General features: G+C 62.2%; 28 protein-coding genes. 21 read left to right on the forward strand and 7 right to left on the reverse strand.

Translation table 11 applies throughout. The features are described from left to right. Window positions 1–227: 227 nt before the first annotated feature. The 17 genes from NKH03_RS23410 (at window position 228) to NKH03_RS23490 (ending at window position 16849) form a co-directional block, all read left to right on the forward strand. Window positions 228–827: a DUF2062 domain-containing protein gene (locus tag NKH03_RS23410; protein WP_352872694.1), complete on the forward strand. Its 600-nt coding sequence runs from the start codon at window positions 228–230 to the stop codon at window positions 825–827. Further along, entirely contained in the window at window positions 824–1237 is a 414-nt protein-coding gene (gene acpS, locus NKH03_RS23415; RefSeq protein WP_352872693.1) for a holo-ACP synthase, read from the forward strand. The genes NKH03_RS23410 and acpS overlap by 4 nt, the downstream gene beginning before the upstream one ends. Before the next feature lie 77 nt (window positions 1238–1314). Continuing rightward, a complete protein-coding gene (lepB, locus tag NKH03_RS23420) occupies window positions 1315–2064 on the forward strand; it encodes a signal peptidase I (protein ID WP_352970843.1) in 750 nt (249 codons plus the stop codon). Further along, window positions 2064–2819 (forward strand): ribonuclease III, encoded by a 756-nt coding sequence (rnc, locus tag NKH03_RS23425; protein ID WP_352970786.1) that lies wholly within the window; start codon window positions 2064–2066, stop codon window positions 2817–2819. Before lepB ends, rnc begins: the two co-directional genes overlap by 1 nt. Further along, window positions 2816–3742, forward strand: a complete 927-nt coding sequence (era, locus tag NKH03_RS23430; RefSeq protein WP_126068544.1) for a GTPase Era — start codon at window positions 2816–2818, stop codon at window positions 3740–3742. The genes rnc and era overlap by 4 nt, the downstream gene beginning before the upstream one ends. 88 nt (window positions 3743–3830) lie before the next feature. Next, window positions 3831–4724, forward strand: a complete 894-nt coding sequence (locus NKH03_RS23435; RefSeq protein WP_352970788.1) for an aminoglycoside phosphotransferase family protein — start codon at window positions 3831–3833, stop codon at window positions 4722–4724. A gap of 679 nt (window positions 4725–5403) precedes the next feature. Then, window positions 5404–6498, forward strand: coding sequence for a porin (locus NKH03_RS23440; protein ID WP_352872689.1), 1095 nt, complete (start codon window positions 5404–5406; stop codon window positions 6496–6498). Between the two features lie 137 nt (window positions 6499–6635). Further along, complete coding sequence (gene recO / locus NKH03_RS23445) at window positions 6636–7412, forward strand: DNA repair protein RecO (RefSeq protein ID WP_352970789.1); 777 nt, start codon at window positions 6636–6638, stop codon at window positions 7410–7412. Then, a complete protein-coding gene (locus tag NKH03_RS23450) occupies window positions 7409–7927 on the forward strand; it encodes a PaaI family thioesterase (RefSeq protein WP_352970791.1) in 519 nt (172 codons plus the stop codon). Before recO ends, NKH03_RS23450 begins: the two co-directional genes overlap by 4 nt. A gap of 82 nt (window positions 7928–8009) precedes the next feature. After that, on the forward strand, window positions 8010–10790 hold the full coding sequence (locus NKH03_RS23455) for a DUF2339 domain-containing protein (protein WP_352970793.1): 2781 nt from the start codon (window positions 8010–8012) through the stop codon (window positions 10788–10790). A 47-nt stretch (window positions 10791–10837) separates the two neighbouring features. Continuing rightward, the gene (locus NKH03_RS23460; protein ID WP_352872685.1) at window positions 10838–11080 is read left to right on the forward strand and encodes a type II toxin-antitoxin system VapB family antitoxin; all 243 of its coding nucleotides are present in this window, start codon (window positions 10838–10840) and stop codon (window positions 11078–11080) included. Beyond that, window positions 11080–11496, forward strand: coding sequence for a type II toxin-antitoxin system VapC family toxin (locus NKH03_RS23465; RefSeq protein ID WP_352872684.1), 417 nt, complete (start codon window positions 11080–11082; stop codon window positions 11494–11496). The genes NKH03_RS23460 and NKH03_RS23465 overlap by 1 nt, the downstream gene beginning before the upstream one ends. A gap of 161 nt (window positions 11497–11657) precedes the next feature. Next, a complete protein-coding gene (locus NKH03_RS23470; protein WP_352970795.1) occupies window positions 11658–12176 on the forward strand; it encodes a sigma-70 family RNA polymerase sigma factor in 519 nt (172 codons plus the stop codon). After that, entirely contained in the window at window positions 12173–12964 is a 792-nt protein-coding gene (locus tag NKH03_RS23475; protein ID WP_352970797.1) for an anti-sigma factor family protein, read from the forward strand. Before NKH03_RS23470 ends, NKH03_RS23475 begins: the two co-directional genes overlap by 4 nt. 204 nt (window positions 12965–13168) lie before the next feature. Next, on the forward strand, window positions 13169–14266 hold the full coding sequence (locus NKH03_RS23480) for a peptidase C39 family protein (protein ID WP_352970799.1): 1098 nt from the start codon (window positions 13169–13171) through the stop codon (window positions 14264–14266). Window positions 14267–14271: 5 nt separating this feature from the next. Beyond that, on the forward strand, window positions 14272–15735 hold the full coding sequence (locus NKH03_RS23485) for a RimK family ATP-grasp domain-containing protein (RefSeq protein WP_352872680.1): 1464 nt from the start codon (window positions 14272–14274) through the stop codon (window positions 15733–15735). 223 nt (window positions 15736–15958) lie between these two features. Further along, window positions 15959–16849: a fatty acid desaturase family protein gene (locus NKH03_RS23490; protein WP_352970801.1), complete on the forward strand. Its 891-nt coding sequence runs from the start codon at window positions 15959–15961 to the stop codon at window positions 16847–16849. A 12-nt stretch (window positions 16850–16861) separates the two neighbouring features. Here the strand turns inward: NKH03_RS23490 and NKH03_RS23495 are convergent, their stop codons facing one another. The 3 genes from NKH03_RS23495 to ygfZ form a co-directional block, all read right to left on the reverse strand. After that, complete coding sequence (locus NKH03_RS23495; RefSeq protein ID WP_352970803.1) at window positions 16862–19003, reverse strand: putative bifunctional diguanylate cyclase/phosphodiesterase; 2142 nt, start codon at window positions 19001–19003, stop codon at window positions 16862–16864. A gap of 62 nt (window positions 19004–19065) precedes the next feature. Then, window positions 19066–19701 carry an HD domain-containing protein gene (locus NKH03_RS23500; protein ID WP_352970805.1) on the reverse strand — a complete coding sequence of 212 codons (636 nt, stop codon included), beginning with the start codon at window positions 19699–19701 and terminating at the stop codon, window positions 19066–19068. Continuing rightward, the gene (ygfZ, locus tag NKH03_RS23505; protein WP_352970806.1) at window positions 19701–20561 is read right to left on the reverse strand and encodes a CAF17-like 4Fe-4S cluster assembly/insertion protein YgfZ; all 861 of its coding nucleotides are present in this window, start codon (window positions 20559–20561) and stop codon (window positions 19701–19703) included. Before ygfZ ends, NKH03_RS23500 begins: the two co-directional genes overlap by 1 nt. A 75-nt stretch (window positions 20562–20636) precedes the next feature. Here ygfZ and NKH03_RS23510 point away from each other — a divergent pair, with 75 nt between their 5' ends. From NKH03_RS23510 to NKH03_RS23520, 3 genes are all read left to right on the forward strand, one after another. After that, window positions 20637–21968 (forward strand): dihydroorotase, encoded by a 1332-nt coding sequence (locus NKH03_RS23510; RefSeq protein WP_352970808.1) that lies wholly within the window; start codon window positions 20637–20639, stop codon window positions 21966–21968. A gap of 54 nt (window positions 21969–22022) precedes the next feature. Further along, window positions 22023–22250, forward strand: coding sequence for a hypothetical protein (locus tag NKH03_RS23515; RefSeq protein WP_352970809.1), 228 nt, complete (start codon window positions 22023–22025; stop codon window positions 22248–22250). 68 nt (window positions 22251–22318) lie between these two features. Beyond that, window positions 22319–23047 carry a nucleotidyl transferase AbiEii/AbiGii toxin family protein gene (locus tag NKH03_RS23520; RefSeq protein WP_352970810.1) on the forward strand — a complete coding sequence of 243 codons (729 nt, stop codon included), beginning with the start codon at window positions 22319–22321 and terminating at the stop codon, window positions 23045–23047. A 10-nt stretch (window positions 23048–23057) separates the two neighbouring features. Here NKH03_RS23520 and NKH03_RS23525 read toward each other — a convergent pair whose 3' ends face one another. From NKH03_RS23525 to NKH03_RS23540, 4 genes are all read right to left on the reverse strand, one after another. Then, window positions 23058–23846 (reverse strand): hypothetical protein, encoded by a 789-nt coding sequence (locus NKH03_RS23525; RefSeq protein WP_352872669.1) that lies wholly within the window; start codon window positions 23844–23846, stop codon window positions 23058–23060. A 70-nt stretch (window positions 23847–23916) separates the two neighbouring features. Beyond that, window positions 23917–24174: a hypothetical protein gene (locus NKH03_RS23530; RefSeq protein ID WP_008874920.1), complete on the reverse strand. Its 258-nt coding sequence runs from the start codon at window positions 24172–24174 to the stop codon at window positions 23917–23919. Between the two features lie 361 nt (window positions 24175–24535). Then, window positions 24536–24913 (reverse strand): TIGR02301 family protein, encoded by a 378-nt coding sequence (locus NKH03_RS23535; RefSeq protein ID WP_352872668.1) that lies wholly within the window; start codon window positions 24911–24913, stop codon window positions 24536–24538. 97 nt (window positions 24914–25010) lie between these two features. Continuing rightward, complete coding sequence (locus NKH03_RS23540) at window positions 25011–25445, reverse strand: NUDIX hydrolase (RefSeq protein WP_352970812.1); 435 nt, start codon at window positions 25443–25445, stop codon at window positions 25011–25013. Window positions 25446–25584: 139 nt separating this feature from the next. Here NKH03_RS23540 and NKH03_RS23545 point away from each other — a divergent pair, with 139 nt between their 5' ends. Then, window positions 25585–26346 (forward strand): SOS response-associated peptidase, encoded by a 762-nt coding sequence (locus tag NKH03_RS23545; RefSeq protein ID WP_352876849.1) that lies wholly within the window; start codon window positions 25585–25587, stop codon window positions 26344–26346. The last annotated feature ends 18 nt before the right edge of the window (window positions 26347–26364 follow it).

Genomic DNA, 26364 nt, shown 5'->3' on the forward strand with positions numbered 1-26364 from the left:
CAAAGCATCCTTCAAAGAATCAGATGCTCTCGACAGATTCAGCTCCTAAACCCCTTGTCACGCGTTAACTCACCCGATTGCCCTGGCACGGACGGTGTTTGGTTGTTCTTCTGCTGGCGCGTCGTTATATCAAGGTTGCGATTGCCATAGGGTGATCGTCAAGCGCAATATGTGGCTGTCACGTCCGGCTGAAAGTGCCGGCGCGGAAGCTGTGGAACGGGAACAGAGTGCTTTTTCGACGCCGCAAGCCTGATGGCCTTTTCGAGCGGGTGCGCACCTACCTTTGGCCGCGCCGCTCGTTTTCGCGCTCGCTCCAGTATTTTTCCAAACGCATCCTGCGGCTGAAGGCCACACCGCACGCGGTGGCGGCCGGCGTCGCTGCCGGCGTCTTCGCTTCGTTCTTTCCCGTCGGCTTCCATTTCATCATCGCCGCCGTCCTGTGCTGGGTGATTGCCGGCAATCTGGTCGCGGCGGCACTCGGCGCGGTGTTCTTCGGCAATCCGTTGACATTTCCTCTGCTGTGGGGCGCCTCCTGGCAAACAGGCAAGCTCATCCTGCATGACCGCCTGCCGCGGCACGGGCCGCCGGCGCATTTGGGCGAGATGCTGCACAACCTGTCCTTCGCGCAATTGTGGAAACCTATCCTTGAGCCGATGCTGATCGGCGCGGTTCCGCTCGGGCTAGTGTTCGGACTGCTGTTCTATGGCATCACGCGTTGGGGCATGAACGCTTTCCGCGAGCAGCGGCGCAAGCGCCTGGCCGAGCGCGCAAGCCGGCATCAGCAATCGTCTCATCCTAGCGCGAGCATCGGTTCCGCCGCACGATGATCATCGGCATCGGCAGCGACCTGATCGATATCAGACGCATCGAGAAGTCGCTGGAACGTCACGGCCAGCGCTTCATCCAGAGAATCTACACCGAGGTCGAACAGGCCCGCTCCGAGAACCGCCGGGCGCGTGCGGCGTCCTACGCCAAGCGCTTCGCCGCCAAGGAGGCCTGCGCCAAGGCGCTGGGCACCGGTCTGGCGCAGGGGGTCTTCTGGCGCGACATGGGTGTCGTCAACCTGCCCAGCGGCGCACCGACCATGGCGCTGACCGGAGGGGCACAGGCGCGGCTGGCCAAAATCCTGCCAAAGGGCCACCGGGCGGCAATCCACCTCACCATCACGGATGATTTCCCGCTCGCACAAGCCTTTGTGATCATCGAGGCGTTGCCCGTCGAAGAAGCGCCACATTGATTGCATCTGACGACCGGCATGACGTTGCCCAGCGCGCGCCGAGACTCTATACCATCCAACGCACAATCGAGGACGACATGAGCGTGGCTGAAAAAACTGTGAAGAAATCCGGCGGGCTTGGCGAGACCGTCAGCGTCATCGTGCAGGCGCTTTTGCTCGCCCTGGTCATCCGCACGCTGTTGTTCCAACCCTTTTCGATCCCGTCGGGATCGATGCGGCCGACGCTTCTGGAAGGTGATTATCTGTTCGTCACCAAATGGTCCTACGGCTATTCGCGCTATTCGCTGCCTTTCGGCCCCGACATCTTTTCGGGCCGCATCTGGGGCTCCGAGCCCAAGCGCGGCGATGTGGTGGTGTTCAAGTTCCCGCCGGATCCGTCCGTCGACTACATCAAGCGCGTCATCGGCCTGCCCGGCGACAAGATCCAGGTCAAGGACGGCCAGCTGTTCATCAACGGCGCAAGCGTGCCGCGCGTGAAAACCGGCCAGATCGACAATCCCGACATCACCGAGGAATCGCGCCCTATCGACGTCTATCGCGAGACCTTGCCCAACGGCGTCAGCTACGACACGCTCGACTTGAATTCGAACTCGATCGGCGACAATACGCGCGAATTCGACGTGCCGCCCGGCCACTATTTCATGATGGGTGACAACAGGGATAATTCCGCCGACAGCCGTTTCACCGTCGGCTACGTTCCCGCGGAAAATCTGGTTGGCCGCGCCAATCTTGTTTTCTTCTCGATCGCCGGCAAGGCGAGCCCGCTCGAAATCTGGAAATGGCCGTCGCTGATGCGTGCTTCGCGCCTGTTCCACTTCGTCAATTGATGGCTTTGAAGCGCCCGACAGGCGAAACACTGGCCGGTTTGGTGAAGGCCAAGACCGGCCACGTCTTCAAGGATATCCGCTTGCTTGAGACCGCCTTGACGCATTCCAGTGCGGTCAAGGCGGCTAGCAACAATCAGCGTCTGGAATTCCTTGGCGATCGCGTGCTTGGGCTTGTCGTCGCCGATATGCTTTTCGAAAAGTTCCCTGACGCCCCTGAGGGCGAAATCGCGCCGCGCTTCAACGCGCTGGTCGATGCGAAGACATGCTCCGAGATCGGCGTCGAAATGCAGCTCGAGGACCTGGTCCGGGCCGACGCTGCCTTGAAGATGCGGTCGCGCGGCTCGGGCGGAAACTATCTGGCGGATGCGGTCGAAGCTCTGATCGCCGCGGTTTACGTCGACGGCGGCATCGAGGCCGCGCGGCGGTTTGTCCTGCGTTATTGGGAACCGCGCTCGCGGACGGTGGTGACAAAGCCGCTCAACCCGAAATCCGATTTGCAGGAATGGATTGCCAAGACCAGCGATGCACGTCCCGAATATGTGATCGAAAGGCGCGAAGGCCCGGACCATCAACCCATCTTCACGGTGTCCTTGCAGATCCGCGGCTTTGCGCCGATAAGCGGCACCGGCGGCTCGCGCAGGGCCGCCGAAGAAGCGGCGGCTTCGGCGTTTCTTTTGCGCGAAGGCGTCTGGGCCACCGCATCGGCTCAAAAAACTGAGGGCGCGGGGCGCTCTAGAGAAGGGAGCGCGGCATGACCGCTACCGAAGAGCCGGCAACGGAAGCTGCCCCCACGCATTCCGGCTTCGTCGCCCTTATCGGCGCGCCAAATGCGGGCAAGTCGACGCTGGTCAACCAGCTGGTCGGCGCCAAGGTGTCGATCGTCACGCACAAGGTGCAGACGACCCGCGCCATCGTGCGTGGCATCGCCACGCATGACAATGCGCAGATCGTTTTCGTCGACACCCCCGGCATCTTCAAGCCGAAGCGGCGGCTCGATACGGCGATGGTGACCACCGCCTGGGGCGGCGCCAAGGACGCCGATATCGTGCTGCTTTTGATCGACGCCGAGCGCGGTATCCGGGGCGACGCGGACGCCATCTTGGAACGGCTGAAGGATGTGCGCCAGCCGATGGTGCTGATCCTCAACAAGGTCGACCGCGTCAAGCACGAGGCGCTGCTGGCCTTGTCGGCGGCGGCGAACGAAAGGGTGCCGTTCAAGCGCACCTTCATGGTTTCGGCGCTGACCGGTTCCGGTTGCAAGGACGTGCTCGATTATCTGGCCGAGGCTCTGCCGGCCGGCCCCTGGTATTATCCGGAAGACCAGATCTCGGATCTGCCGATGCGCCAGCTCGCCGCCGAGATCACCCGCGAAAAACTTTATCTCAGGCTGCATCAGGAACTGCCCTATTCCTCGCATATCGAAACCGAGAAATGGGAAGAGAAGCCGGACGGCTCGGTGCGCATCGACCAGACGATCTATGTCGAGCGCGACAGCCAGAAGAAGATCGTGCTCGGCCACAAGGGCGAGACCATCCGCGCCATCGGCCAGGCGGCGCGCATGGAGATAGCCGGTATCCTCGAACAGAAGGTGCACCTGTTCCTGTTCGTCAAGGTGCGCGAGAACTGGGGCGACGACCCCGAACGCTATCGCGAGATGGGGCTCGAGTTTCCGCGCTAAAGCAAGATCCCGACCCGAAGGTCCACGCAGCGAAAAGCGGGAACCGGTTTTCGGAAAAGACCATGCTCAACAAATCCGCTTCCGGTCCATGGACAGCAGGCTGAACATCGACACAGCGCTTGTCAGCCGACTGGTCGCCACGCAATTTCCCCGCTGGAAGGATCTTGCCGTCAGGCCGGTTGAATTTGGCGGCTGGGACAACAGGACCTTCCATCTTGGCGACGAGATGACCGTGCGGTTGCCGAGCGCCGCGGCCTATTCCCTGCAAGTGGAAAAGGAGCATCGCTGGCTGCCAAGGCTGGCGCCATTGCTGCCGCTGCCGATCCCCGTGCCGCTGGCGATGGGAGTTCCGGCTGAAAACTATCCCTGGCCTTGGTCCATCTACCGTTGGATCGAAGGCGAGACGGCAAAGCGGGAGCGTATCGCCAGCCTGCCGCAATTCGCGACGGATTTGGCCGGGTTCTTGGTTGCCTTGCAGCGTATCGATCCCACTGGCGGACCGGCGCCTGGACAGCACAACTTCTTTCGCGGCGGAGCGCTGACCGTCTATGACAACGAAGCGCGGCAAGCGATTGCTGCCCTCGACGGCAAGATCGATACCGACGCAGCCAGCGCGGTCTGGGAAGCATCGCTTGCCGCAACATGGCACGGCGCCCCGGTCTGGTTCCACGGCGACGTCAGTTGGGGAAACCTGCTGGTCAGGCAAGGCCGGTTGAGCGCGGTGATCGACTTCGGAACCTCGGGGGTGGGCGATCCCGCCTGCGATCTGGCGATCGCCTGGACGCTGTTTGAAGGCGAAAGCCGGGAAGCGTTCCGCGCCGGCGTTCCGGCCGATCAGGCGATGTGGGCGCGCGGTCGTGGCTGGACGCTGTGGAAGGCGTTGATCACCGCCGCCGGACAGATAGACGTCAACCCGGTCGAGGTTGAAAAATCCCGGCATGTGATCAATGAAGTGCTTGCCGATCACGCTCAGCGGGCCTGAGGCGCCGGGGCGATGCGGCCAAAAACCCCGAGCGGTTTCTGAAAGATTTCCGATATCTCCATAGGGCGGCCGATATTGTTCGGCGGCCTCGCCGTTGCGGGTACGATCTGTTTCCATTGGCGCGCAACCAACTCACGTAGATCGTATTCGGCGCTTGGCCGCTGTCACAATCGGCGACGCGACAGCACTTTGGGAGTTTCGATCGCCTCGGCAAAATGCCGGCCGGCCCGGCGGGCACTATCGATGCTTTATCACGACGACAGAGCGCGATCATTCAGATGAATGTCATCTGGTGATGGAGAGCAGCGGCAGGAATCGGTCCGATTTCCATGAAAACGAGGTAGATATTGCGAATTTTGACCGCCATGGCAGAAATGTGATGCGTTGGAAGTATACTTAGCCGCGAAAGAATCCGGGTATATATTGAATATATGACGTTGTGCCGATTGTGCCATTCGAAGTGTGCATAAGTGTTATTTGTGCAACACAGCATTATTCTGTTGGCGGAATCGGAGTTATTTCAAAAATCGTCATTGAAGGCAGAAGATCGATGGGTATGTTCGCCACCGAAACGGGGGAGCGGTGCGAGCCTTTTTCAGTGTGGGGGTGAGGCGGGAAAACATTGCCGCCAACCACAATCCGAAGCCATTTTAAAAATTATGACTGGAGAGGTCAGAAAATGAACATCAAGAGCCTCCTTCTCGGCTCAGCCGCGGCACTGATCGCGGTGTCCGGCGCGCGCGGCGCGGACGCTGTCGTCGTCGCCGAACCGGAACCCGCCGAATACGTCAAGATCTGCGACGTCTACGGCGCCGGCTACTTTTACATTCCGGGCACCGAGACCTGCCTGCGCATCGGCGGCTACATCCGCTATGACGCCAGCTTCGGCGACGGTAATCGCGTGCTGGACGGCACCAAAGCCATCGATTCCCAGGATGGCGGCATCAACGACACCTGGAACAAGAACGCGCGCTTCACGCTGAAGACCTGGACGGGCCAGGAAACCGAACTCGGCACGTTGAAGACCTACACCGAGACGCGCTTCAACTTCGGTAGCGTTACCACGGCCAAGGGCGCCGATGGTTTCCCGATCGACAGCGAGGCCGGCAACAAGGCCGCCGATCTGCATTTCGCCTGGATCCAGCTTGGCGGGCTGCGCGTCGGTAAGGACGAAACGGCCTATGACTCCTTCATCGGCTATGCCGGCAACGTCGTCCAAGACACGATCATTCCCTACGGCCTCAAGGACACCAACCTGATCAGCTACTACTTCGATGCAGGCAACGGCTTCTCGGCGGTGGCCTCACTCGAAGAAGGTTCGGGCGCCGATACCATCGACAGCTACGTTCCGCATATCGTGGGCGGTGTGAAGTACAAGGGCGACTGGGGTGCGATCACCGCGGTCGGCGCTTACAACAGCAACTGGGAAGAATGGGCTGGCAAGGCTCGCCTCGACATCAAGGCGACCTCGGACCTGACCCTGTTCGCCATGGTGGGCTACGGGACCGACGACAACAAGGCGACGAACTTCTACAAGCCATGGACCGGCAACTTCGCCGTCTGGGGCGGCGGTACCTACACCGTCAACAAGAAGGTCCAGCTCAACGCCCAGGTCTCTTACACGGACTTCCAGGACTTCGCGGTTGCCGCGAACGTCGCCTACACCATCGTCCCCGGCTACACGATCACGGCCGAAGTCGATTACTTCAAGAATTTCGACGACAAGTTCGAGGATGGCGTCGGCGGCATCGTTCGCTTCCAGCGCTCGTTCTAACGCATCGACCGACCTTACCAGACCGCCCGCGGCACATCGCTGCGGGCGGCTTTTTGTATGCTGACGTGAGATATCGACCTGCCGGGCACCAAACCCAACCCTTGATTTCGCCACCCAACCGGTGAAATGCTTAAGGCATGGAATGGCGCGACGAGGGAATCATTCTCGGCACCCGCAAGCATGGCGAAACCAGCGCCATTCTCGAGGTGATGACGCGTGCGCATGGCCGTCATCTAGGCCTCGTTCGTGGCGGCCGTTCGCGCAAGCGGCAGCCTGTGCTCCAGCCGGGCAATCGCGTCGATCTGTTGTGGCGGGCGCGGCTCGACGAGCATCTCGGCACGTTCCAGGCCGAGGCGATCGAGATGAACGCGGCCCGCCTGATGGACAGCGCCGTCGCCGTCTATGGGCTGCAGACCATGGCCGCGCATCTGCGGCTGTTGCCCGAGCGCGACGCGCATGAGGGTCTCTACGAAACGCTTGCCGTGATGATCGTCCATCTCGACGATGCAGATGCCGCCGGCGAACTGGTGGCGCGCTTCGAGCTTCTGGTGCTGGACGAACTCGGCTTTGGCCTCGATCTCAGTCAATGCGCCGCAACCGGCACGCGGCAGGACCTAGTCTATGTCTCGCCAAAATCGGGTCGCGCGGTATCGCGTGAAGCAGGCGCACCATGGCGCGACAAGATGCTGGCGCTGCCGGCCTTCCTGCAGCGCGGCTCCGGCCTGCGCGCGGATGCGGCGGCGGTCGAGGACGCCTTCCGGCTGACCGGTTTCTTCTTCACCCGCCACGTCTATGAGCCGCGCGGCATCGAGCCGCCCGACGCCCGCGCCGGCTTTCTCGCCGCATTGCGCAAGCATCACGCGCGCGACAAGACCATAGCCGGCGAGGATGCGGCCAGAGAAAACATCACATGAGCGAGGTCGAGCTTTATCCGGGCCGGGTCTCGCCGCTCGGCCTCGGCACCGTTCCGCATGCCGACATCCTGAAATATACCGGCTTGGAATTGCTGGAGCGCATCGTCGACGGCAAGTACCCGGCGCCACCAATCTCCTTCCAGCTCAGCTTCGCACTGACCGAAGTGTCGGAAGGCCGTGCGGTATTCCGCGGCGTGCCCAACGAGCGCCACCTCAACCCGCTGGGCAGCGTGCACGGCGGCTGGGCGGCCACGCTGCTCGATTCGGCACTGGCCTGCGCCGTGCAGACGCTGCTCAAAAAGGGCGAGGCCTATACGACGGCGGAGTTCAAGGTGAATTTGACGCGGCCCATCACGCCGAAGACCGGCGAGGTGGTCTGCGAGGGCAAGGTCGTCCACAAAGGCCGCACGTTGGCCGTGTCGGAAGCGACGCTGAAGGATGCCGGCGGCAAGCTGCTGGCTTTCGGCACCGAAACATGCTCGATCTTTCCGGCCGCCAATCTGGCGGCGCGTTGAGTTTGTGGCCGTTTGGCCGCCGCATTTGAGTGTCAGTGAGACTGAACGTCAGTGAAAACTGGCCTGGTTTGGGGGAACCGCCATGTTTGAAAGCCTGATCGGCCTTGTCGCCATCATCGCCTTGTTCGTCATCATTTCGCGTCAGCAGAGCCGCATTGGCCTTATCGAGCGTGAGCTTGGCGCGCTGCGCAGCCTGGTCCTTTCCGGCGCCGTGCCGCCTGTGGCCAAGCCGTCCGAACAGGCGGCGCCCGATGGCGCGCCCGCCGATGTGGCTCCGGCCGCGGCAGTCGCGGCCGACATTCCCTCGCCTGCGATAAGCGAACCGGGCGCCGCACAGGCGCCAGCTACAGAAGCGGAAGCCCCGATAAGTGAGGTCGTGTCCGGGCCATGGGCGCCAAGCGAGGCGGCACCGAAGGCAGCGGAACCTGCGGAGCCAACCGCTCCGCCGAAAGCCGCCCGCCAGTCAGATGTCGAAACGGCACTCGGCACCCGCTGGGCGGTCTGGGTCGGCGGCATCGCGCTGGCGCTGGGCGGCCTGTTCCTGATCCGCTACACCATAGAGGCCGGTATTTTCGGCCCCGGCGTACGGCTGACCATGGCCGCGGTGCTCGGCCTAGTGCTGGTCGCTGGCGGCGAGTTCATCCGTCGCACAGGCTTCAAAGTGCCGGCGCAAGGCGTTGCCGGCGCCTACATTCCAGCGATCCTGACCGCGGCCGGTGCCTTCATCCTGTTCGGCACCGTCTATGCCGCGCATGGCATTTACGGCTTCATCGGCCCGGCACTTGCCTTCACGCTGCTCGGCGCCATCGGCGTGGCGACGATCGCGGCAGCCCTGGTCCATGGCCAGGCGCTGGCCGGCATCGGCCTTGTCGGCGCCATGGTGACGCCGGTGCTGATCGCCTCGCAGGCGCCCAACCCCTGGGCGCTGTTCGGCTATCTCGCGATCGTGCTCGCCGCCACCGGCGTCATCGCCCGCATGCGCGACTGGAAGGCGCTGATGGCGGCGGCCTTTTTCGGTACCGGTGTCTGGACCATCCTTTACATGACCGATGCGCCGGGGGCGAACCTCTCCGCCATCCTGTTCATCGACGCCATCACGCTGGCCGTGCTCGCCCTTGTCTGGCTCGCCCGCCGTGGCGATGAAGCCGGCCCAGCCACGGTTTTCGATTGGCCGTCCATCGTGCCTGGCCTGTTCGTCGCCTTCTCGGCGCTGGGCCTGTCGGTCGACTCCGCCTTTGCCGCCGCCGGCTATGCCTTGCAGGGCGCGGTGGTGATCGCCGCAATGGTGGCCGTCGCGCTCTATCTCCCGCTGGCGTTGCCGCTGCTTTATGCTGCCGGACTGGTCACGGTGCTGATCTATCTCGGCATCATCCCGCCAACATCGATCGTTTCCGACCTTTCGGGCGGAGCGCTGGGCGTCGATGGGCTGCCTGTGGCCACGTCCAATGCGCTGACAGTGCGCATCGGCATCGCACTTGGCCTGGTCTTCATCGGCGCCGGCTTCTGGGCCGCGCGCAGATTCGCCCCCGGGACGCAGATCCGCGCCGCCTCATGGGCGGCATGGGGCGTCATCGTTCCGCTGGTCATCCTGCTGGCGCTCTGGTTCACCTTCGGCAATCTCGACCGCGACTTTGTCTATGCCGCCGTCGCAGCCCTGCTGGTCGTCGTTTTCGCCGCCGGCGGCGAGTGGATCGCACGGGCCGAAGGGCCGCCGCTCACGGGCGGTATCGCGGTGTCGTTTGCCTTGGGCGGCGCGGCCATCGCCGGCCTGCTGCTGCTGCATATGGCTTTCGATTCCGGCTGGACCACCCTCCTGCTCGGTGCGGCGGCCATCGTGCCGGCGCTAGCCACGCGCTGGCGCTCCTATCCGGTGCTAGGCTGGATTTCGGTTGGTGCGGTGATCGCGGTGCTTGGCCGCGTCGCCTTTGACCCGACCATCGTCGGCGCCGAGTTTCTGTCGACGACACCGGTGTTCAATTGGCTGCTGCCGGGCTATGGCGTGCCGGCGCTCGCCTTCGGCTTTGCCGCCTGGCAGCTCGCGCGCACCACCCCCACACTACCAAGGGCTGGCAATGGCCGGCCGCGCCTCGCCATGGAAGCGGCGGCGGCGCTGTTTGCGCTGCTCACGCTCGCCATGCTGGTGCGCCATGCCATGCATGGCGGCGTCATCGACACGGGTGCTATGACGCTGGCCGAACAGGCGATCTACACGCTGATCGCCATCGGCGCTGGCGCCATCCTGGTCGCCATCGACATGCGCTCGCCAAGCTCGGTGCTGCGCTATGGTTCGATGGCCGCCGGTGTGGCCTCGGTCGTTTTCATCGTCATTCAGCACTTCGTGGTGCTGAATCCGTTGTTGTCAGACGAATCGACCGGCCGGATCCCGGTGTTCAACCTGTTGTTCCTCGCCTATCTCTTGCCGGCCATCGCTGCCGGCGGGCTAGCGCTCTATGCCAGGGACAAGCGGCCGAAATGGTATGCGCAGATGCTGGCCGTGGTGGCGGCCGTCCTTGCCCTGGCCTATGCCACACTGTCGGTCAGGCGGCTGTTCAAGGGCGAGTTCATCGGCTTGTGGAGCGGGCTCGGCCAGTTGGAGACCTACACCTATTCGGCGCTCTGGCTGATCATCGGCGTCGCACTGCTCACCGCCGGCGTATGGCTGAAGTCGCAGGTGCTGCGCATTGCCTCCGCCGCGCTGATCGCGATCGCCGTGCTGAAGGTCTTCATCTTCGACATGTCGGAGCTGGAAGGCGTGCTCAGGGCACTGTCCTTCATCGGCCTCGGCGCCGTGCTGATCGGCATCGGTCTGTTCTATCAGCGGCTGCTGACGCGGGCGGCGAAGGAGGGTGTCGAAGCCTCTTGAAAGGATATTCAACATAGGATATCTTGATATCCGCCAGGAGATATCCAATGCCGCTCTATATCCGTGACGACGAAGTGGATGCGCTGGCCGCCAAATTGCAGCGCGAGACGAACGCTCCGAGCAAGACAGAGGCGGTGAGGACCGCACTTGTGCACGAACTCGAGCGCAATCGCGCCAAAGTGCCGCTGCGCGACCGGCTAGCGAGGCTGCAGGCGGAAGCGACGAAGATGGGCCTGCCAAATCCAGATTTCGACATGAAGAAATTCACCGACGAGATGTGGGAGGACTGATGTTTGTCGATGCGTCGGTGATTGTCGCCATTCTCAACCGGGAACCGGGTTGGGAGGAGCTGATCAAGCGGCTTTCTGGTTTTGCCGGCCTGTCCTACGTGTCTCCACTGGTGCGTTTTGAAGCGACACAGGCGCTGGCGCGCGCAGCCGCTGGCTCCCGCAAACCTACGGCTGAAGCCCTCCTTAAGGCTCGCGATCTGGTCGATCAGTTCATTGTGGAAATTGGCGGAGAAAATGTGGTGATCGGCGAAGAGATCGGTTTCCACGCCATCAATGCCAGCGCTCGCTATGGCAAGGCCGTTGGTCATCAAGCCGATCTCAATTTCGGCGACTGTTTCGCCTATGCCTGTGCAAAAAACCTCGATGTTCCGCTGCTCTACAAGGGCAATGATTTCCTGCTGACGGATTTGGGATAATTCGGCTTTCACCTTGATCGGTGGGAATAATTTAGCCGGTCATGTCGTTATCTCATTGCTTGGGTGACCGGGGCGGCGGACCGCTTCGCGCTGGCCGCTTGCGCCGCGCCCGGAAGGCGCGTTCAATCGGATCAACAAGGGCGACCTCGAAACCAGCGGTCATGGACGAAAAGAAGGCAGCAATCCTTGGCGAAATACCGCGCCTGCGCCGCTACGCACGCTCGCTCTTGCGCGACCGCGTCGCTGCCGACGATCTCGTCCAGGATTGCCTCGAGCGGGCGCTTGTGCGGCTCGACAACTGGCAGACAGGAGAAAGCCCCCGTAGGTGGCTGTTTACGATCATGCATCATTTGTTCATCGACCAGATGCGCAAGGTGAACCGCCGCGGCGAGGCGGCGATGCTGCCATTAGAGGCCGCTGAGGCAGTTGCCCAGCCGGCCGAGCAGATGGAGAGCATCGCCTCGCGCGAGATCATCGACGCCTTGCAGGCGATCAGCCCCGACCGCCGCGCAGCCCTCGTCATTGTTGCCATCGAAGGTTTCTCCTATGCCGAAGCCGCCAACATTCTGGGCGTCCCTGCCGGCACGCTGATGTCGCGCATCGCGCGCGGGCGTGAGGAATTGCGCGGACTGCTGGACGACACGGCGCGTCGCCGCGCGATAAGGATTGTCGAGAAATGATCCGCCGCGACTTTTCCGAACGTGACATCCACATGGCACTCGACGGCGAACTGCCAGCCGACGAACGCGCCGCCTACGAGGCCTGGCTCGACGCCAATCCCGAGATGAAGGCCAAGAGCGCCCGCTTCACCGCCGATCGGACGGCATTGCAGGCCGCCTTCGCCGGAGTGCTGGACGAACCCGTGCCTGCGCGATTGCGCAAGGTCGTGCTCGGCGAGGCGCCGGTCAAGGCCGCGGTGCCACGCTCGCGCTGGTGGCTTGCCGCTGCCGCAGCCGTGCTTGTGGTCGCCGGCGGGCTTGGCGGCTACCTTGCCGGCATCGATGGCATTGGGCAGGAGAACCCGGCGGAAGACCGGCTGGCCGAGCAGGCAATCGCGGCCCATGTCGTCTTCGCTGCTGAAAAGCAGCATGCGGTCGAAGTGCCGGCCAGCGACAAGGATCATCTGGAGACCTGGCTGTCCAACCGGGTAGGGCTGAAGCTGGTGGCGCCGGACCTGACCGCGAACGGTTTCCAGTTGGTCGGCGGCCGGTTGCTGCCGGCCGGAGAAAGCAAGGCCGCAATGCTGCTCTACGAGGACGACAAGGGCCAGCGCATATCTCTCTTCGTGACGGCGGAATCAGCGGAGAACGCCAAGGGAACTTATGCATCGGAGCAGGACGGTCCCCAGGCCGTCTACTGGCTGGACAAGGGCTATGGCTGCGCCGTCGTCGGCTCGCTTCCGCGCGAGCAATTGGCCATTGTGGCAAAGAGCGCCTATGGTCAGCTTCTGGCCGGCCTGGCCAGTTGAAAGGTGCCCCTTTTGATGGCGACACCGATCTATATCGGTGATCTCGTTCAACGCGTTTTTACATCGCCGAACGTTGCCGAATCTGTCACAATTCGGCCCTATTCGAGGTGCGATAGCGCTTCCTGACCGTCAGCATTTCGACTGATGTCTTGAACGTTTCGAGTAGGGCATTTCCCACCACCAATCGAGGTTCGCTGAAGCCGCATGCCTGCCGAGATCCGCACGGCCCGCGCGTCTGACGTCGATGATCTCGCCGCCATAGAGAAAGCCGTTTTCTCGAGCGACCGCATTTCCCGCCGTTCCTTCCGCCTGTTCATCGAACGTGAAACCGCCGAGACGCTGGTCGCCGAAGTCGATGGCCGCGTGGCCGGCTATGCGATCGTGCTGTTTCGCAAGGGCAGTGGGGTCGCGCGCCTCTACTCGATCGCCACCGGTCCGTTTTTCGGTGGGCTTGGTGTCGGCCGCATGCTGCTCGGATCCGCCGAAGAGGCCGCTTTCGAGCATGACCGCATGATGCTGCGTCTCGAGGTGCGCGAGGACAACAGCCGCGCGATCCGCATCTACGAACAGGCCGGCTATCGCAAGATCGGCCGCGAACCCGGCTACTATGAGGATGGCGAGACGGCGCTGCGCTACGAAAAGACCTTGCGCGGCGACGTTCCGATCGCCACCAAAGTGCCATTCTATCAGCAGACATGCGAATTCACTTGCGGCCCGTGCTGCCTGATGATGGCCATGGCCAACTTCGATCGCGGCTTCGTGCCGGATCCGGTCATGGAAATTCGCCTGTGGCGCGAGGCGACGACCGTGTTCATGATGTCGGGGCCAGGCGGGTGCGAGCCGTTCGGTCTTGCTGTCTCGGGGTACGAAAGCGGGCTTGCGGCGGAGATCTACGTCTCCTTCTACGGCGCGCTGTTCCTGCAATCGGTGCGCAGCGAGGACAAGCGCCGGGTGATGGAACTGGCCCAGGTCGACTTTCGCCGGCGCGCGGAACTTTACGGCATCCCGGTGAATTACCGTCCGTTCACCATCGACGATATCAGGGCCGCGATCGCTGGGGGAAAACTGGTGCTGGTGCTGATCAGCGGCTTCCTGATGTTCGGCAAGAAGGTGCCGCATTGGGTGCTGGCGATCGGCGATGACGGCGACCATATCCTGATCCACGACCCTTGGGTCGAGGACGAAAGACAGGAGACCATCCTTGATGCCGCCAACATTCCCGTGCCTTACGGCATCTTCATGAACATGGCGCAGTTTGGCCGCGACGGACTGCGTGCCGCCATCACTCTGGGAAAGCGCTGATAACAATGACCTGGGTTATTCTTACAGGCAGGCAGAGCGATCTCGACCAGGTGGCGACACCACACAAGATCATCACCAATCGCGACTATCTCGCGCATCCGTCGCTGTTTCGCGGCCAGCGGCCGAAGGTCATCAACCTCTCGAACAACTACGCCTACCAGAGCCGAGGCTACTATGCCTCGCTGCTGGCCAGCTCGCGCGGCCACAAGGTGATCCCGACCGTCGAGACGATGATCGACCTGTCGGAGCGCAAGCTCTATGAGCACGCGCTGCCGGAACTGGAGCTTGCGCTCAACAAATGCCGCAAGGACCTCGGCGGCGCCTTCCCGCAAAAAGTCTGCATCTTCTTCGGCATCGGCCCGTCGAAAATCTGGGACCGTTTCGCCAAGCTGTTGTTCGACTGGTTCCGCGCGCCGGCGCTCGAGGTCCACATCAAGGACAGCGCCGAATGGGCCTCGATCCGCAAGATCGGCTTCCATCCGCTGGCGCGCATGACCGAGGATGAGGAAAAAAGCTTCATCCAGTGCCTGGAGACCTACACCAACCGCGAGTGGCGCGACACCAAGGGCCGCACGCCGGCACGCTACACCTTCGCCACGCTGGTCGATCCGCATGAGGAATTGCCGCCCTCGGAGATATCGTCGCTGCGCTACTGGGCCAAGATCGCGGAGAAGATGGGCGTCGAAATCGAGCCGATCACCAAGCGCGACCTCGCCAAGCTCGCCAATTACGACGCGCTGTTCATCCGCGAGACGACCTCGATCTCCAACCACACCTATCGTTTCGCCCGCCGCGCTCAGCAGGAAGGCATGCCGGTCATCGACGATCCGCTGTCGATGATCCGCTGCACCAACAAGGTCTATCTCAACGAGCTGATGGCCTACAACAAGGTCCCGGTGCCGCCGACGGTGATGATCGCCGGCACTTCGGATCTCGAACTGGCGGCGCAGACACTGAGCTTTCCGCTGGTGCTGAAGATCCCGGATTCGTCATTCTCGCGCGGCGTCAAGAAATGCGCCAATTTCGAGGAACTGAAGACGCTCGCCACCGAATGGCTGGAGGATTCCGACCTTCTGATCGCGCAGAAATTCATCCCGACCGAATATGACTGGCGCGTCGGCGTGCTCGGCGGCCAGCCATTGTTTGCCGTGCACTACCTGATGGCCAAGAAGCACTGGCAGATCGTCAACCACAAGGCCAACGGCAAACCCGACCAGGGCGGCATCAAGACCTTCACGCTGAAGGAAACGCCAGCGCATGTCGTCGAGACGGCGGTGAAGGCGGCGCGCTGTATCGGTGACGGGCTCTATGGCGTCGACCTCAAGGAAACCAAGGACGGAGTCTTCGTCATCGAGGTCAACGACAATCCCAACCTCGACCATGGCTGGGAGGACTCCGGAGAAAAGGATGAAGTCTGGGTGCGGCTGACGCAGTGGTTCCTGGAGCGGCTGGATCGGCCGGGGCGGTAATTTGATCGGGGAAAAGATGCTGAGGATTTTACCGGCTTCGATCGCAAGGAGATCTACCGCCGCTTTCGCGACCGGGGCCGCCTGAAGCCGGACGAACTCCGCGTGCACCACATCGCCGCTGACATAAGCCACATAGGGCTACCTTTACCCATTGCAGAAATCCTGGTTTTTGGAGAGGGTTTTGCCAGGATGAGTTATCGAATTCTCAGGCTGAACCGAGACCATGGATCATCGCGACGTAATTTCATCGTTGACGCAGGAAGAGCGCAACCGCCTGACCGCCAAGTCTGATGTCGCGGGCCTCGGTCAGCTTGCCGCTCATTGGGGTGCGATCGTGATCATCGGATCGCTGATCGCGGCGAAGGTGCCGTTCTGGCCGCTGCTGATGCTGCCGCAGGGTATCCTGATCGTGTTCCTGTTCACGCTGCTGCACGAGACGGTTCATCGCACGGCTTTCGAAACGCAATGGCTGAACGATGCCGTGGCCCGGGTATGCGGCCTGGCGATCGCGCTGCCGGCGGACTGGTTTCGCTACTTCCACTTCGCCCATCATCGATACACGCAGGACCCGCGGAACGACCCGGAACTGGCCTTCCCCAAACCGGAGACATGGCGGCAGTATCTCGTCCACATATCCGGCATCCCTTTGTGGTGGGGCCATCTCAAGACGCTCTATGCCAACGCGATGGGGCGTGGCCGGGAAAGCTACGTTCCGCCCAAAGGCTATGACAAGGTGCGCATCGAGGCGCGCGCCATGATTGCCTTTTATGCCGTGGTTATTCTGTTGGCCGTCTATTTCCGGCTCTCGGTGCTTCTCTATGTCTGGATCTTGCCCGCGCTATTGGGACAGCCGTTTCTGCGCCTTTACCTCTTGGCCGAGCACGGCCGTTGTCCGTTCGTCGCCAACATGCTGGAAAACACCAGGACCACGCTGACCAACTGGCTGGTCCGCAAGCTGGCGTGGAACATGCCGTTCCATGCCGAGCATCACGCCTATCCCGGCGTGCCGTTTCATCAACTGCCGCGGTTTCATGCGCTGATCGAGCGGCATTTGAAGGTGGTCGAGCCGGGCTATGTCAGCTTCCACGGCAAATACATCGAGACACTGCGTTGATGGTGGCCGACCTCAGCCGGTCTGGCTGTGCAAGGCACGAGATTTCAAGAGACGCTGAATATCCGCCGCCTTTGACGGCACGCCGATCAGATAGCCCTGCGCCTCGGTACAGCCAGCGCGGCGCAGGATGTCGAGCTGCGCCTCGGTCTCGACGCCCTCGGCGGTGACGGTGATGCCGAGTTCGGCACCCAGCCCGATGACGGTGCGAACGATCGCCTTGGTATCGCGATTGTCCAGGTCGTGGATGAACGAACGGTCGATCTTGATCTTGTCGACGGGAAAACGCCTGAGGTAACCGAGCGAGGAATAGCCGGTGCCGAAATCGTCCAGTGCGATGCGAATACCCAGTCCGCGCAACTGCCGTAATGTCCTCAGCACGGCTTCACTCTCGTCCATCAGCACGGTTTCGGTGATTTCCAGTTCCAGCTGGCCGGCGGATACGCTGGAAAAGGCGAGAGCCGAGATAACGCTGCGGGCAAAGCCGCCGCTTTTGAGCTGCACGGCCGAGACATTGACCGCGATGCGCAGGCCCGCGGGCCAGCTTGCCGCAGCGGTGCAAGCCTTCCTCAACGCCCACTCGCCTAGCGGCACGATCAGTCCGGTTTCTTCGGCGACCGGAATGAACTTGTCCGGCGCCACCGTGCCCCGCTCCGGCGAATGCCAGCGCATCAAGGCTTCGGCACCGACGATCTCACCGGAGGCGATGTTCATGATGGGCTGGAAATCGAGATCGAATTCCTGACGCGGCAGCGCTGCCTCGAGGTCGGTCTCGAGGGCGCGTCGTGCCAGCACCATGGCGTCCATTCCGGGCTCGAAGAAGCGATACAGGTTGCGCCCTTCGCTCTTCGCTCGGTAGAGCGCCGTATCGGCGTTTTTCAACAGCGTATCGGCGTCGTTGCCATCGTCGGGGAAGACGGCGATGCCCAGGCTGATGCCGACATGCATGTCCCGGTTCTTATAGCGGAACGGTTTTGCGATTGCCTCGACGATCCGCTTTGCCAGTTTCTCGGCATCGGCGATGCGCTTGAGATTGAACTCGATGATGACGAATTCGTCGCCACCGAAACGGGCGACGATGTCTGTTTCATTGCGCAGGCAACGCTGCAGCCTGTCGGCCACGCTCTTCAGCAGCCAGTCGCCGGCCGGATGCCCCCAAGTGTCGTTGATGGCCTTGAAGCGGTCGAGGTCGAGCGAGAAGATTGCCAGCGACGTGGCCGCCGGGTCTTCCAACGCAAGCTCGAGCCGTTCGCGAAACATCTGGCGGTTGGGCAACCCGGTCAGCGTGTCGTGATGCGCAAGATGCGTCATCCGCTCTTCGGCGCGGCGGCGTTCGGTGACGTCGTCGAAAGTCGCAACCCAGCCGCCGCCGCTCATCGGCTGGCGTGTGACCAGAATCGTCCTCCCGTCGGAAAGATGCCGATACGCCGAATGCATTTTTCCCGCCACCAGGCAGGCTTCGGTTTTGGCGACTTCGCTGTCGACATCGATCTTCGTATAGATGCCGAGTTCCAGCAATCGTTCGAGCGCGTCGCGGTGCGTCGTTCCGAGCGGGAAGTCCGCCGCGGTGACGTTGTAGAGCTCCAGAAAACGCCCGTTGCGCACGATCATCTTGCCGTCGGCGTCGTACATCAGCAGGCCTTGCGACATGTTGGCGAGCGCGGCGTCGAAGCGGCGGTGCTGCTCCTTGAGCTCTTGTTCGGCGCGCCGCTGTTCGGTGATGTCCTCGTAGATCGAGACCCAGCCTCCCAGAGCCAGCGGGCGATGCGAGATGTTGATGATGCGACCATCCGACAACGTCTCCTCATAGGTCGAGGGTTTCGCCTGGTCGATATAGGGCTTGCGGATGGCGTAGAGCTCATCGGCGCTTTCCGAGGCGATGCCCATGTCGACGCTATGGCGCAGAATGTCGAGAAATCGGATGCCGGGCCGTATCACCTTGGCGTCGAGGCAGAAGATGTTGATATAATTGCCGTTGCAGATGATCATCCGCTCGTCGGCGTCGAACATGCACAGGCCATGCGACATATTTTCGACCGCAGCCAAAAAACGCTCGTTCTGTTCGCGCAGTTCGTCTTCCATATGGCGCGAGCGATCCATGCCTTCGGCCTCCCGTTCAGGGACGGCCGAACCACCCTTGGCATCAGCGACGGGCATGAGGCGCCTGCGGATCGTGATCGAAAGAGCTACTGTGGTCGCCGCCGGTTAATTTAGCGTTTTTAGCCGACCGCGGGCGCCGAAGCCTGATGCCGCGACCTCTCGATCGCGGAAAACCGCTTAAGGAACGCATTCTGCGCCCAGGTCACCGAGCGTGGCGTGAAATCGAAGCGGTCGGCATTGAAGCCGCGCGGACGGCCGAAGAACTCGGTCGCCTCGGCGGTCGAAAAGCCAGCGAGCAGCGTCGCCTCGAAATAGGCGGCGATCTGGTCGGCGCGCTTGATCTCCTTGCGCAGCGTGGCAGCTGGTTCGGGCGGCAGCGAGAAGCGCAGATGGATGGCGCGCTGCAACCGCAACTCACAATCCTTGTAGCTGCCGCCCATCACCGATTTGAACGGCGAGATCATGTCGCCGATGACATATTCGGGGGCGTCGTGCAGCAGCGCCGCCAGCCGGGCGTCGGCCGAAGCCTCAGGCATCAGGTCGCAGAACAGCGCCTCCACCAGCAGCGAGTGCTGGGCAACCGAAAAGGCATGTTCGCCGCTGGTCTGGCCGTTCCAGCGGGCAACGCGAGCGAGCCCATGCGCAATGTCTGAAATCTCTATGTCGAGCGGTGAAGGGTCGAGCAGGTCGAGCCGGCGGCCCGACAGCATGCGCTGCCAGGCGCGTGCCGGCGCGCCGACGCGGTCGGCCGCCATCAGGCCTCCTCCGCGCTGACGGCTTCCTGCGGGAAGGCGAATTTTGCCCAGACCGGGATGGCGAGTGAAACGGTGGCGTCCCCAGCCATGATCGCCTGGCCGGCGTCGAGCGCCGCCTTGACCCGGTCGATGCGGGCAATGGCGAGGCCTGTCGCGCTGACGGTCGAGCCGAGCGTGCCAACCGGCCGTCCCGCGACGGTTAGCTCGGTGCCCGGCGCGGGCAGGGGCCTGTCGGCCGAAACAATCAGCACGCGCCGCCTGGCCGTGCCGCGATGCTGCATGCGCGAGACGACCTCCTGGCCGACATAGCAGCCCTTCTTGAAGCCGATACCGCCGGTTTCGTCGAGCAGCACGTCATGCGGGAAGGCTTCTCCAAGCTGGTAGTCGCTGCCGCTTTCGGCAATGCCGGCGGCGATGCGGAACGCTTGCCACGCGGCAAGGTCGCCGCGCTCTTCAGTTTCGCCATAGGAACGCGTGACGGCGCTGCTGCGAAAGCGCGTGTCGACGGCCGCCGTTGAATCGGATTGTGAGGGCGTTGATTCAGGTCCCCACGCGATAGTGACAAGCGCCTGATCCGCCTTGGCAATCTCGACCTTGGCGCGCAGTTTATAGAGCGTCAGCCTGCGTACGAAATCGCCTGAGATATCGGCACGGCATTCCAGCCGGAATGCGCTATCGCCGGCGCGCGAGATCAGGAAATCGAACAGGATCTTGCCTTGCGGCGTCAGCAGCGCGCCAGGCTTGGCTTCGCCGGGAGCCAATATGTCGAGATCGGTGGTCAGGATGTTCTGCAAAAAATGCTCGGCATCCGGGCCTGATACGGAAATAAGGGCACGATCTTTGAACTGGGCAAAGGGCATGGGCGGAAAAGCAGCCTGATCTTGCAAAATGGTCGGCCTTTACGTAAGCCGCTGGCACTCCCCCCGCAAGAGAGCATGGCCATGATCTACGACCTCATCCTGACAGGCGGCACAGTGGTCAACCATGATGGCGAAGGGGCCCGCGATATCGGCGTGAAGGACGGGCGCATCGCCGCGATCGGCGATCTCCGCCAGGCCTCGGCCGGCGAGACGATCGACTGCGGCGGCCTGCACATCCTGCCGGGTGTCATCGATAGCCAGGTGCATTTTCGTGAACCTGGACTGGAGCACAAGGAAGATCTGGAAACGGGTTCGCGCGCGGCGGTGCTGGGCGGTGTCACCGCCGTGTTCGAAATGCCCAACACCAATCCACTGACCACCAGCGAGGCGGCTCTTGCCGACAAGGTTCGGCGCGGCAGTGGCCGCATGCATTGCGATTTCGCCTTCTGGGTCGGCGGCACCCGTGAGAACGCGAAAGATGTTGGCGAGCTTGAGCGGCTGCCGGGCGCAGCCGGGATCAAGGTTTTCATGGGCTCGTCCACCGGCGACCTGCTGGTCGAGGACGACGAGGGCGTTGCATCGATCCTTAGAAACACGCGCCGACGCGCCGCCTTTCACTCGGAAGACGAATTCCGGTTGCGCGAACGTCTTGGCGAGCGCATCGAGGGCGATCCTTCATCGCACCCGGTCTGGCGTGACGAAGTCGCCGCCTTGCGCTGCACGGAACGCCTCATACGCATCGCGAAAAAAGTTCGCGCCCGCATCCACGTGCTGCATATCTCGACCGCCGAGGAGATCTTGTTCCTCGAACAGCACAAGGATGTCGCGACCTGCGAGGCGACACCGCATCATCTGACCCTGTCGGCGGACGATTATGCGCGGCTTGGCACGCTGATCCAGATGAACCCGCCGGTGCGCGCCGCGCGCCATCGCGATGGCGTCTGGCACGGCATCGCGCAAGGCATCGTCGACGTGCTCGGCTCCGACCACGCGCCGCACACGCTGGCCGAGAAGGCAAAGCCCTATCCGGCCTCGCCCTCGGGGATGACCGGCGTGCAGACGCTGGTGCCGATCATGCTCGACCACGTCAATGCCGGCCGGCTGACGCTGCAGCGCTTTGTCGACCTGTCCAGCCATGGCCCGCAACGCATCTTCGGCATGGCGAGAAAGGGCCGCATCGCCGCCGGCTACGATGCCGACTTCACCATCGTCGATATGAAGCGGCGAGAGACTATCACCAATGCGCAGGCAGGTTCGAAGGCAGGCTGGACACCTTATGATGGCAGGGAAGTGACAGGCTGGCCGGTCGGCACCGTCATCCGCGGCCGCCGCGTCATGTGGGAAGGCGAGATCGTCACGCCAGGGCAGGGCAGGGCTGTGGAGTTTTCCGAGGCTTTGGTGGGTTAGCTGTGTTCGCCAGCGTTGGATTTTTTAAGCACGATCCACTAAGTTAGGAGGATTATGAACGCAGATATCGCGCCCATGGTTGTCCCCGCCGAGTTTCCGGAACTCCAGGTGCTTGCTTGGAACCGCGATGCTGCACGCCCGATCCCCGCCGAGGAGGCATTTGCGCTATACGAGCGGAATTGGCGTTTTGTCGATCAAAAGCGCCTTACGACGCGTGAAAAGCTGCTTATTCAGAGACTGGCAGACAAGTTCGGTCATGGCATCCTTTTGACCACTGTCTGAAGTTCCTTTCGCTCTCCTGATCCTACTCGCAGCTGGAACATCAACAGGACACACGGCGAGCGGAAACCATGACGAAATTCAAGAAACCTGAACATCGGATCATTGCCGAAGCCCTCGGGTTGATGGACCGGCATTTCCTGACCGCAAACCAGTGTTGGTTCGGCGGCGGAACGGCGATTGTCATGAAATTCGGTGAATTCCGGCGGTCACTGGATGTAGACTTCCTGTGTGCTGATGCCGACGGCTATCGCGAATTGCGGACCTTTGCAGTCGAACGCGGGATCAGGGCATTCTTCCCCAAACCCGTCGAAGCGGTTCGGGATTTCCAGATTGATCAGTATGGTTTGAGGACAGTCGTAAGACTACAGGGACAGCCTATCAAGTTCGAAGTCATTCGCGAAGGCCGCATCAAACTTCAAGGCCATTTCGATAGCGATCTGAATGTGCCCACCCTTGTTTCCGCAGATATGTTCGCCGAGAAGTTGCTGGCCAATGCCGATCGATGCCAGGACCGCGCAACCGCATATCGTGATGCTATCGATCTTGGAATGTTGATTGGCGCCTACGGCGAAATCCCGATCGAAGCGCTCGGTAAGGCGCAAACTGCTTACGGGCCAGACATTCAGCACAAGGTCGCATGGGTGGTGAACAAGCTTCAGGACAAGGACGAGCTACGCAACGCGGCCGACGTCCTGCAGATGGACGCCAGCGTGGCAGCCGATGCCATTTCGCTTCTTCGAAAGGAGGGCGCTCGCATATGGCTGGATGCCGGAATCGACGAGCGACCGCGTCGATAGCGGCCGGAGTTCAATCCCCGGCGACGAAGAAGGTCCATCGTCCCGTGGGCGTGATGCCGACACGGTAGAAGATATAGGCGCCGAACTGCTTCATGTCGTCGAAGTCGCCAGCGGTGACGATCTTGAACAGTTCGACCCGCTGCTTGGCATCCAGCTTGTCCAACGGCAGGGCGAAGAAATACGGCCACACATAGAGCTCTTCCGGCTTGCCGGCATCGAGGTGGACATAACCGGCGTTGAGCACCTCCTCGAGGATGGCCAGGATCTCCTGACCATCCGGATCACCGGAGAGACCCTTGAGGAAGGCGATGGCGTCGCCGTCTATGTCGGTCAGCGATATCTGCGTCATGCTGTCGCCGGTGCCGATCAAGGGCCGCAGCTTTTCGATGTCGCCGCCCTTGCAGGCCTCGACGATCAGATCGTGCATGCGCCGCACCGGTTCCGGCAGCTTGCCGAGATCGTAGACAACCTCGGGCACAGGCGTGTCCGGATCGACGCGCGGCCTGGTCACGCCGCCATCCGCCGGGCTGTCGGGCTCGGATTCGGCCGGAGCAGTCGGCTGGCTGGCCGGAGGCGGCGGCCCAACCGGGTTGGGCATTGGCACGGTGCTTCCTGGCGGCGACATGTCTTCGTCCGACGGCGGCGTGGCTGTTGGAGGGAGCTCTTCGCGCTTGATCTCGCTCAGCGCAAGAGCGGGGCTGCTGGCGAGGCACACAACCAGGGGAAGCTCGACACAGTAAGCGGCGAAGCAGATGCAAAGGACCAAGCCACGCGGCTTGCCTGACATCGAAAAATTCACTGCCCGTTTCTCCCTGCTTCCGGGCATGACGCCCGAGCGGCATTTTGCCGTCAAAGAACCGGACGTCGGTTCAGTGCCGCAGCCGTTCAGGTTCGAAGGCGCCAGCAATCACCTTTTCACGCATACGGTCGAGCAGGGCAAGGGCCGAGGTCTCGCCATTGGCACGCAACATCTCGCCGAAAGCGGTTTCGAGCGCCGCTTCGGCAATGATCTCGGGCTCTATGCCGGCGGAGAGACCTTCCGCCCAGGCCTCGCTGTGGCTTTCCACGGCGGTCAGGCGTTTTTCTTCCCTGACCAGCGCGTCGATGTCGTTGACACCATGTTCCATAAGCGAATGTCCACCCTTTCAAGCAGCGATCCGTCGGTGTGGATCAGGCCTGATCTGTTCATTTCACACGCATGGTCAATTAAGTATTTGTAAATACGACATTTTTTTGATCGTCTTTTACAAAGCCCGATTGCCTTGTGCGAAGCTGCGTTCAGCTCGAGTCAAACTTAGCCGATTGGGGCGGCCTGCGGGGCGAAAACCTTCAGTTTGAGTTAATTCCGCTTTCGCGCGGTAAGGTTTCGTTAATACTGTTGCAGAAGTGCCACATGAGGATTGCACCAAGATGGCGCCTGGCACAAGCCGGAGATGTCGGTCGTCACCAGCAATGGTCCGAATAGTTGTTGATGAGCAACCGAAATGCCTAATTTCCGTAACGCGAGGCGATGTCGCGTGACAGCGTCTCGCCTTCCTTCATATAACGGCTGATGGCTTCGGTCGCCGAAGGGGTGCACTGCGTATAGATGCCGCCGAAGGAACGGTAGCCACGGTTGAAGCTGGCGATGAAGCGGGCGCGCCGCTCGGCGTCCGGATTTTCCGAATCAAGCAGCTTCTGCATCTCGACACGCCACTGGTCGCCTTTTTCGCCGCACAAATTGCGCAGGAAATGCAGCGACCCCAGAACTTCCGCCAGCCGCATTAGCCCGGGCTCGAACGGCGACTCGGCGCTGAGCGCAGGCCGCGTCGAGACAGCCGCGCTGACGACAAGACATATGGCAAGAAGTAGGGATGGACGGTTCATATCATATGGTTCTCTGCCGAACGGCATAAGCCGTTCTGGCTCCGCCAAACAGCATAAGCCTTTGTGGCGAAACAATTTGTCGCCCGCAAGGCGATTTTCAGGACTGCGGCCCGCCGGTTCCGCCGGGATTCAACAAGTCTTCGGCCACTGCGAACACCGAGCCTGCGAGCGGCAGTGCCGCCATCTCGCTGAGCGTGTAGAAGGCGGCCGTCTCGGCGTCGTCGCTGGCCACCGCCTCGCCGCCGGCATAGGCGGCGCCAAAGACCGTGAGGAGATAATCGACCGGGTGGCTGTCGTCCCTGCCGTCGATGTGGATTTCCCGAAGCGGGCGGTAATCGGTGGCCCGCAGGCCGGTCTCTTCCATCAGTTCGCGGGCGGCAGCCTGCTCCAGCGTCTCACCGGGTTCGACCTTGCCACCTGGGAAGGCATAGAGCCCTTGCGAAGGTTGCCGGGCTCGCTTGACCAGTAGCACGGTGTCCGCGCGCACGACGGCGACCGAGACTGCCGGGAGTGTCTTGCGCGCTTCGTTCATGGATTCCCGATCAGGCGTATAGGCAGGTCTGTTGTGGACCGCCCAGCATGGGGAAGCTTTAGCGGTTGCGCAACGCCGGTTCCGTCGCCACTTTCAAACCGGATCATTCGGCCGGACCATTCGAGGGCACCAATCGACCATGTGCGGACGTTTTGCCTTGACCGCGACGCCGGACCAGACCGCCGCCCTGCTGGGCTTGGCCGAACTGGAGGAGTTCCCGGCGCGCTACAACATCGCGCCGACACAGCCGGTCCTGATGGCGATCGCCGGCGCTCCGCGGGCGCCGGGCTCGAATCTGCCGGCCCGGCAGCCAATGCTGGTGCGCTGGGGGCTGATCCCGACCTGGGTCAAGGACACCAGGGAGTTTCCATTGCTGTTCAACGCGCGCTCCGAAGGAGCCGCCGAAAAGGCTTCGTTCAAAGCGGCCATGCGCCATCGCCGTGCTTTGGTGCCCGCCTCCGGCTTCTACGAATGGCGGCAAACCGGCGGCAAGAAAGGACAACCCTATTGGATCCGGCCGAGGCATGGCGGGTTGGTCGCCTTTGCCGGCCTGATAGAGACCTATGCCGAGCCGGGCGGTTCGGAGATGGACACCGGTGCCATACTGACCGTCAATGCCAATGCCGACATCGCCCATATCCACGACCGCATGCCGGTGATGATCGATCCCGGGGATTTCGCCCGCTGGCTGGATTGCCGCACGCTCGAGCCACGCGATGTAGCCGACCTGTTGCGGCCGGCACAGCCGGATTTTTTCGAGGCAATTCCGGTCTCCGACCTCGTCAACAAGGTGTCCAACACTGGACCGGAAATTCAGGAACGGGCCGAGATCGGGCCGGAGCCCGAGAAGGTCAAACGCCAGAAGCCCGGCGCGGACGACAGTCAGATGACGTTGTTCTAGCTCAGCTGTTCTTCATAG

The organism is Mesorhizobium sp. M1406 (genome assembly GCF_040317555.1).
GTDB lineage: Bacteria > Pseudomonadota > Alphaproteobacteria > Rhizobiales > Rhizobiaceae > Mesorhizobium.